The sequence below is a fragment of the Pseudomonas sp. CG7 genome, assembly GCF_023701885.1.
GTDB lineage: Bacteria > Pseudomonadota > Gammaproteobacteria > Pseudomonadales > Pseudomonadaceae > Aquipseudomonas > Aquipseudomonas zanjanensis.
In genome coordinates this window covers 22,119-30,055 of record NZ_JABAEE010000076.1, presented here as the reverse complement: position 1 = coordinate 30,055, position 7,937 = coordinate 22,119, and the positions used below count along the sequence as shown (strand labels likewise).

General features: G+C 62.8%; 6 protein-coding genes. 1 reads left to right on the top strand and 5 read right to left on the bottom strand.

The window, feature by feature from the left end:
* Positions 1-106: 106 nt before the first annotated feature.
* The 5 genes from HGO40_RS24575 to HGO40_RS24555 form a co-directional block, all read right to left on the bottom strand.
* Positions 107-1,084: a 2-hydroxyacid dehydrogenase gene (locus HGO40_RS24575; protein ID WP_250965131.1), complete on the bottom strand. Its 978-nt coding sequence runs from the start codon at positions 1,082-1,084 to the stop codon at positions 107-109.
* A 15-nt stretch (positions 1,085-1,099) separates the two neighbouring features.
* Positions 1,100-2,398 (bottom strand): MFS transporter, encoded by a 1,299-nt coding sequence (locus HGO40_RS24570; RefSeq protein WP_250965130.1) that lies wholly within the window; start codon positions 2,396-2,398, stop codon positions 1,100-1,102.
* Between the two features lie 86 nt (positions 2,399-2,484).
* Positions 2,485-3,465, bottom strand: coding sequence for a sugar kinase (locus tag HGO40_RS24565; RefSeq protein WP_250965129.1), 981 nt, complete (start codon positions 3,463-3,465; stop codon positions 2,485-2,487).
* On the bottom strand, positions 3,458-4,240 hold the full coding sequence (locus HGO40_RS24560; RefSeq protein ID WP_250965128.1) for a sugar phosphate isomerase/epimerase family protein: 783 nt from the start codon (positions 4,238-4,240) through the stop codon (positions 3,458-3,460). Before HGO40_RS24560 ends, HGO40_RS24565 begins: the two co-directional genes overlap by 8 nt.
* Positions 4,241-4,393: 153 nt before the next feature.
* Complete coding sequence (locus HGO40_RS24555) at positions 4,394-5,419, bottom strand: LacI family DNA-binding transcriptional regulator (RefSeq protein WP_353050737.1); 1,026 nt, start codon at positions 5,417-5,419, stop codon at positions 4,394-4,396.
* Between the two features lie 210 nt (positions 5,420-5,629).
* On the opposite strand from HGO40_RS24555, the gene HGO40_RS24550 reads away from it, so the two are divergent.
* The gene (locus HGO40_RS24550) at positions 5,630-7,783 is read left to right on the top strand and encodes a WG repeat-containing protein (protein ID WP_353050736.1); all 2,154 of its coding nucleotides are present in this window, start codon (positions 5,630-5,632) and stop codon (positions 7,781-7,783) included.
* Positions 7,784-7,937 lie beyond the last annotated feature (154 nt).

The window sequence follows — 7,937 nt, the reverse complement described above, 5'->3', positions numbered from 1 at the left end:
GAGCCGAGCTTGCTCGCGATGACGGCGGCACATTCAACCTCAATGCAGCCTGACCCACCGCTATCGCGAGCAAGCTCGGCTCCCACAGGAGTTGGCGGTGAATGACTCAGCTCTTCCATGCCCCTGCATTCACCAGATTCACCGGCCGTTCCCCCGCCAACGCCGCCAGCAGGTTCTCCACCGCACAACGCGCCATCGCTTCCCGGGTCTCATGGGTGGCCGAGCCCATGTGCGGCGTCGCTACCACGTTGTCCATCTGTAACAACGGCGAATCGGCATTCAAGGGTTCGCGCTCGAACACATCCAGCCCGGCGCCACGGATCTGCCGGTTGCGCAGGGCCTCGATCAACGCCGCTTCATCCACCACTTTGCCCCGGGAGATATTGATGAAGATGCTCTCGGGGCGCATCTGCGCGAACGCCTGGGCGCCGATCAGCCCCTGGGTTTCGGCCGTGAGCGGCAAGGTCAGGCAGATGAAGTCCGCCTGTTGCAACAGCGTTTCGAGGCTGCAATAACGTGCGCCGAACCGTTGCTCGACCGCAGGCTTGGGCGAATGGCTGTGGTAGAGCACCGGCATGCCGAAGCCGAAATGCCCGCGTTGGGCCAGGGCTTCGCCTATGCGTCCCATGCCGATGATGCCCAGGGTCTTGCCATGGACATCGCTCCCGAAATGCCGCGGTCCGATGCTTTCCCGCCATTGGCCGGCACGGACCAGGTTGGCCAGTTCGCCCACGCGGCGAGCGGTTGCCAGGATCAAGGCAAACCCGGTGTCGGCAGTGGTTTCGGTCAGCACGTCCGGCGTGTTGCTGAGCAGGATCCGGCGTTCGGTCAGGTAGTCGATGTCATAGTTGTCGACCCCCACCGAAACGCTGGCAATGGCTTGCAGGTTCGGCGCCAGGTCCAGCAGCGCCGCATCCAGCTTGAGGCTGGCGCCCAGCAGGCCGTGGGCCGTGGGGAGGGCGGCGCGCAGTTGCGCCAGGCCCTGGGCGTCGAGGCGTTCGATGAGCGTGACTTGGGCCTGGGCTTGCAGGCGTTCCATCAGTTGCGCTGACAGTTTCTTGTACAACACCACGTGCTTTTTCATGGGATGGGTCTCGATTCAGGAACGGGCGGGCGCCGGGTTGGGCGTCGCGGGGTGGGATACGGTCCGGTCGCTGGCGCCGGGCTTGAGGGCGAGGGTCAGTACCACCGACAGCAGCAACGCACCGCTCATCAGCAGGAAGGACATGCCAGGGGAGCCGGTGGTGCCGTTGAGGTAGCCCACCAGGTACGAGCCGCCGAAGGAACCCAGCGCGCCCATACTGTTGATCAAGGCCATGGCACCGCCGGCGACATTGGCCGGGAGAATTTCCGGAACGATGGCGAAGAACGGCCCGTACGGTGCATACATGCACGCGCCGGCGATCACCAGCAAGCCATAGGACCACCAGAAATGCTCGGCCCCCAGCAGGTAGGAGGCGTAGAACGCGATGGAGGCGATCAGCAGCGGCGGCCAGACAAAACGCTTGCGCTTCTGCGCCTTGTCCGACGCCCAGGACACCACCAGCATGCCGATCACTGCTGCCAGGTATGGCAAGGACGACAGCCAGCCGGCCTCGACCATGTTCATCTGCAGGCCGGCCTTGAGGATCGACGGCAACCACAGCACAAACCCGTAGACGCCGATGCTCCAGCAGAAGAACTGCAACGCCAGGATGATGACTTTGGGCGAGCGGAAGGCTTCGGCGTAGTTCTTCACCGCCTTGATGCCGACCTGTTCGGCCGCCAAGGCACTTTCCAGATCGTGTTTTTCCTGGTCGCTGAGCCACTTGGCCTGGGCCGGGCGATCATCGGCCAGGCGCCACCAGACAAAGGCCCAGAGCACCGCCGGCAAACCTTCGATGATGAACATCCAGCGCCAGTCGAATTGCTGTACCAAGTAACCCGATACCACCGACATCCACAGCATGGTCACCGGGTTACCGAGGATCAGGAAGGTATTGGCCCGCGAACGTTCGGCCCGGGTGAACCAGTGGCACAGGTACACCAGCATCGCCGGCATCACGGCGGCCTCGACCACCCCGAGCATGAAGCGGATCACGATCAGCCAGTAGGCATTGGAGACGACGCCGGTCAGGGTGGCCAGCGAACCCCAGAGGATCAGGCTGACGAAGATCAGCTTCTTCACGCTGTGCTTTTGCGCGTAGATCGCCCCCGGGACCTGGAAGAAAAAGTAGCCGAGGAAGAACAGTGCGCCCAGCAGCGACGACAGTCCTGGGGTGATCATCAGGTCCTCGGCCATGCCCGAGGCGGCGGCGAAGCCATAGTTGGCCCGGTCCAGGTAGGCCAGGCTGTAGGTGATGAAGACGATGGGCATGATGTACCACCAGCGGCGGGTGGCGAGGTTGGGCGTTTGCATGTCGTTGACTCCTGAGCTTGTTGTTTTTATGCAGCAGGTGCGTTTTGCGGTGTCCTCGATCGCGAGCAAGCTCGCTCCCACAGGGGTTAACTTGATCCCTTGTGGGAGCGAGCTTGCTCGCGATCGACGGTTTCAAATTCGGCCAATAGCTCAAGGCGCGTCGGTAACCCTTCCATGTCCCCACGGCTCTGCACCGCGCGGCTGCCAATCCAGTTGGCGCGTTGCACGGCCGCGGTGATGGCCTGGCCTTCGAGCAATGCGCTGATCAGGCCGACGGCGAAGCCATCCCCGGCGCCCACGGTGTCGACCACCTGGGCCACGGGCACGCCGGCGATGACGCCTTCGTCCAGCGGCGTGCGGTAATAGGCACCGTCCGCGCCGAGCTTGATCACGACGATTTCGGCGCCTTGGTCCAGGTAGAACGCGGCGATGTCAGCCGGATCGTCGAAACCCGTCAGCAGCCGGCCTTCGCCGAGTCCCGGCAAGACCCAGTGGGCGAGGGCGGCGAGGCGATTGATTTCAGTGACCATCATCGACTCGCTGCGCCACAGGCTCGGCCTCAGGTTGGGGTCGAACGACAGGCTGCGGCCGGCCTCGCGCATGCGGGTCATCAACTCAAAGGACATCTCGCGGGCCATGTCCGACAGCGCCGGGACGATGCCCGTGGCGTGCACGTGGCGGGCGTCAAGCAACGCCGGGGCGATGGAGTCGATCGACAGATGACTGGCCGCCGAACTGCGGCGGAAATACTCGACTTGCGGGTCGCTGCCATCGACGGTGCGGGATTTGAACTGGAAGCCGGTGGGGTGCTCCGGGTCGACCGCCACGTGGCGACAATCCAGGCCTTCGTTCTCCAGCGTCTGCGTCACGAAGCGTCCCAGGGAGTCGGCGCCGACCCGGCTCAGCCACGCCACCTTGAAGCCCAGCCGTGACAGCCCGATGGCCACGTTGCTGTCGGCCCCGGCGATGCGCTTGTGGAACTGCTCGACGCTGGCCAGGTCACCGCGCTGGTCAGCCACCAGCATCGCCATGGTTTCACCGAACGACAACACATCGAATTCAGACATGGACAGGCTCCCGGCGCGATTGCCCAAGACCGGACAGGGTGGCGACATGGCGGGTGGTCAATTGCAGCAAGTCATCGCCTTGCAACGGATACTCGGCGGCGCGCATTACGCCGGCGGGCATGTGCTTGAGCAGTTGTTCCCACAGGTGCAGGTCGGTCATGGCTGGAGGCGCGGCGACGAGTTTGCCGTCGGCGCGCCGGGCCACGGCCTTGCAATGCACATACGTCACATACCGTCCGAGTTGTCGGGCGGCCACGGCGGCCGATTGGTCCTGCCACTGCCAATTGCCAATGTCGAAGGTCATGGCAACGGGCAACCCTTGGTATTCGACGGCGGTGAAGAACCGTTGCAACGGCTCGATCCGCCCGCCGTACAAGGTCTGGTCGTTTTCCACCCGTAGCTGCACCGGGCGTGCGGCGAGCACCTGGGCCAATGCCGACAGGTCATTGGCGTCGGTGAAGTGACCGAGGGAGACTTTCAGCCAGGTCGAACCGAACGCCTCGCCACGCTGCAGCGCCAGCGCCAAGTCGGGGTTGGGCCTGGACTGGCCAGCGAGCCACAGCGCCAGTGGCGACGAGAAAATACTTTGCAGCCCCCGGGCCCGGGCAGCAGCGGCCAGTTCCGAAGGTTGTTCGGTGGTGAGCAATTCTTCGCGCCATTCGATGCGCGAAGCTCCGGCGGCGGCCAGCAGCTCAATGAAATTGCCCTGGCCATGCTGCCGGACCAGGTCGGCGCCGTAGCTGGAAAGACTGATGGAAACGGGGGGGGAGTGCATGGAGGCTGTTCCTCTGAAACCGGGTTCAGTTTTGTTCAAAAAAAGGGGGTGTGCTTCAGGGCTCATCGCGAGCAAGCTCGCTCCCACACGGGATCTGTGACGCACTGAAGACCCGCTGTGGGAGCGAGCTTGCTCGCGATGAGGCCGGCCCGATCACCGAGAAACCCCAAGCGTCGACCCCCGCTCAATCAACCGCGCCGCAAAATCCAGGGTCCGCACCGGCCCGTTGTCCCCACGCAAGCGCTTGAGCAGGCATTCGAACGCGCTGGCGCCGATCTCCGCTGTCGGTTGGGCCAGGGCCGTGATGCCGCTGCCGACCAGCGGGTACCAATCCAGGTCATCGAGGGCGATCAGGCCGACGTCGTCGAATAAGTGGCAACCCAGCTCGCGCAACACCGTCGTGGCGGCCAGGGCGGCAATGCCATTGGCGCAGAACAACGCCTTGGGGCCAGGGCCCGGCTGGGCAAGAAAGGTCTTGATGCGCGTGGTCAATTGGTCACAGGTCTCCACCACAGAGCCGGCCAGGGCAGGCCGTTGGTGGATGCCGGCCTTGAAACTCTCGACCCGCTCGATTCGCGAGCTGGTGCCGTCGAACGGCTCGGTCACCAGCAACAGATCGCGGTAGCCCCGTTGCTCGAGGTGATCGAGGGCCATTTCGATGGCCGCCGGGTTGTCCAGTCCGACCAGGTCGCTGTCGAGCCGATCGACCTTGCGATCCACCAGCACCAGAGGCATTTCGCTGCGCAATTCGAACAATTCGTCACGGTGGTGACCCAGCGTGTTTACGATCAGCCCTTCGATGTTGTAGGCGCGCAACAGCGCCAGGTGCTGGCGTTCCTGCTCGTCATCGCGGTCGGTGTTGCACACCACCAGGCTATAGCCATGGCGACGACAGGCGGTTTCCACGCCATGCATCACGGCAATCGAATAAGGGTTGCGGATATCGGCCACCAGCATGCCGATCAGGCGTGTGCGCCCGCGCTTGAGGCCGCGGGCCATCTGGTTCGGCCGGTAGCCCAACTCACTGATGGCCTGGTCGATGCGCCGGGCGATGGCCTCGGAGAGCAGGGCACGGTCTTCGCCGATGAAACGCGAGACACTGGCCTTGGAGACTCCGGCGCGTTCGGCGACGTCGAGCATGGTCACGCGGTTGCGCTGGGCGGCGGAGAAAGAATTCACGGATAGAAACCTGCTTATTGGATTTATTAGCGGTTCTGAAACCGGTTTCAGGAAACACCAGAACCCAATCGGTCGTCAAGGGGGACGTGTCAGCAGCACGACCGATGGTGGTTCGCATCAGGGGCGCCGAACCACCCAGTCAATTTGCAGCGCGCCAGGCCGTGTGGTTAGCTGCCTGCCTCTCCCAGCCCCTTGACTGCCGAAACCACCATGAACTTTACCCAGCCTCGTTTGAGATTGCTGATGATACTGAGTGTGACCTTGTTGGTGGTGGGCTGCGCGTCCTACATCCTGTTTCGCCACAGCGGCGCGCCAGCCGATGAAGGCTTCGCCGCCGAGCAATTGAACGAAGGCGGCATGGAAGACATCGGCACGTTGGCACTGCCGGAGGTGGAGAAGCGCCTCAATTATTTGATCCAGGACACCGGTGAGACCCTCAGGTCCCTGGAGCGGGTCAGCGACGTGCAATTGAGCCTGACTGTCGAGACGACCGAATCCGTCGGCGAGCAGCCGTTGCAATACGAGTCGCTGTTTGTCCCGTTCACCAGCGCGCAGTTGAAAGCTGAATTGGCGTCGATCCAAGGCCTGCGTTTTGCCCAGCGGCTATTTGCCGATGGTTCTGAGGTGCGGCTCGATACCAGCACGCTTGATCCACTCTGGAAGCGCGCCGCCATGCCGGATGAGCCGACGGCCGAGCAGTATCTGCCGCAGCGCTTGGTTTTTCGCGATGGCAGCGAAAAAACCTTCGCCGAGCTCAAGGCGCCGCCCAAGGTCGAGTCCGACGACATGATTGCATCCCATGATGCCTTCGCACTTGCGGTGAACAAACCGCTGGCGAGTCTCGGCCTGACGGTCGCTTACCGCAGCTATCCGGCGTTCAGGAAAGTGGTGCTGGACAAGGATCAGCCGAAAGTGACCCTGGACGACGGCCAGTCCTTCCAGCTCACGGCCCTGGGTGATGGCAGCGCTTCCGTGCGCTTGAGTACGCTGAAACTGTCGACTTTCGTGGTGCAAGGGCTGGACGATGGGGGCAGGGCGCTCTACAGCAACGGGAACAGCTCCCGGGCGTTCCCCTCCGAGGGCGATATCGCGGCGTTGCAGGACTATTACAACGCGTTGGTGCAGACCAAGGACGATCTCGATCAGCTCAAGACCGGCCAGGCGGTGCAACAGCAGCTGGAGCGCGTGACCGAGGCGCTGGTCGCTCAGGCGGGGCCGTTGCAAAACACCGAGGTCGACTACCAATTCGAGGCCACCCCGCAACGCATCGTCATCCATGTACTCGATCCGCTGGAAGACAACAGCGTTGAGTTCACCCAGGTCGACAACGTCCTGGCAGCACAAGCGCGGTACATCGCCCTGGACCGCAAGGCCGAGCGCTATGGCTTCATCGACCAGGCCGGCCAATGGTTGATCAAGCCCCGTTGGGTGCAGGTGCAAGACAGTCCGGTGGCCGATACCTACACGTTGTTTTACCCGGAGAAGTCCAGCGACCCGGAATCGGAGTGGCAGGCGTTGCGCAGCCAGCTCGCCTATTTCCCCGCCGGTAGCAACAAGCTCGTCGACCTGCCGTTCGAACACATCACCGAGGCGTTGAGCAATGGCCTGCTGTTGGTGGAGCGTGAAACCAACGGCCCTTATGGGCTCTACGATGCCAGGCATCATCGGTTTGTGTTGCCGATGAAATTCGTCAACCCCACCGTGACCGATAACCTGTTCATCGCCCGTCTCGGCAAGCGAACTGATCTCATGGAAGGCCTGTACGGCGCTTATACCCTGGCCGGCAAGGAGATCCTGCCGACGCAATTCTCGGGCATCGAGCACAGCGCGGGTCTGCTCTACGCCAGCTCGGCCGATCGGAGTCGTGAGGATGTTTTCGATCTGGAAGGCAAACGGATCAACCTTCCGGGTTACAACGTGGTAGGCCGGTTTGTGGGGCAGCAGCCGCTGTTGGTGCAGGACACCAAAAGCAAGAAGTTCGCTTTTATCGATCGCCAGGGCGCGCGACTACCGATCAAGTTGCCTTATGACGAAGTGACGCCGTTTTCCAACGGCATGGCGGTGGTCGGGCGCGATGACAGCTACGGTGCCATCGACTTGGCGGGCCGGTTGCAAGTACCACTGGATTACCAGCAGATCAACGCGTTCCAGACCCGTTATGCAGCGGCGATCCGGGCGGGTGGGGGCTCCTCGCTGGTCTTGATCAGTCAGGACAACAAGGTGATCAAGGCGCTGGGGTCCTACACCAGCATGAAGGTGCCGGATAACGGCAATGAGGCCCGTTACTACGTGAGGGATCCGAAGAACGATGACGAGTACCTGGTTTATGACGCCGATGGCAATCTGGTGCAGAACGACAAATAACGGCGAATTCACTGACCCCGTGGCGAGGGAGCTTGCTCCCGCTCGACTGCGCAGCAGTCGCAAGGCGGCCTATGCCACTTGCCCATTACATCGCGGCGCCTGGTTTTGGGGTTGCTGCGCAACCCAGCGGGAGCAAGCTCCCTCGCTACGGGGT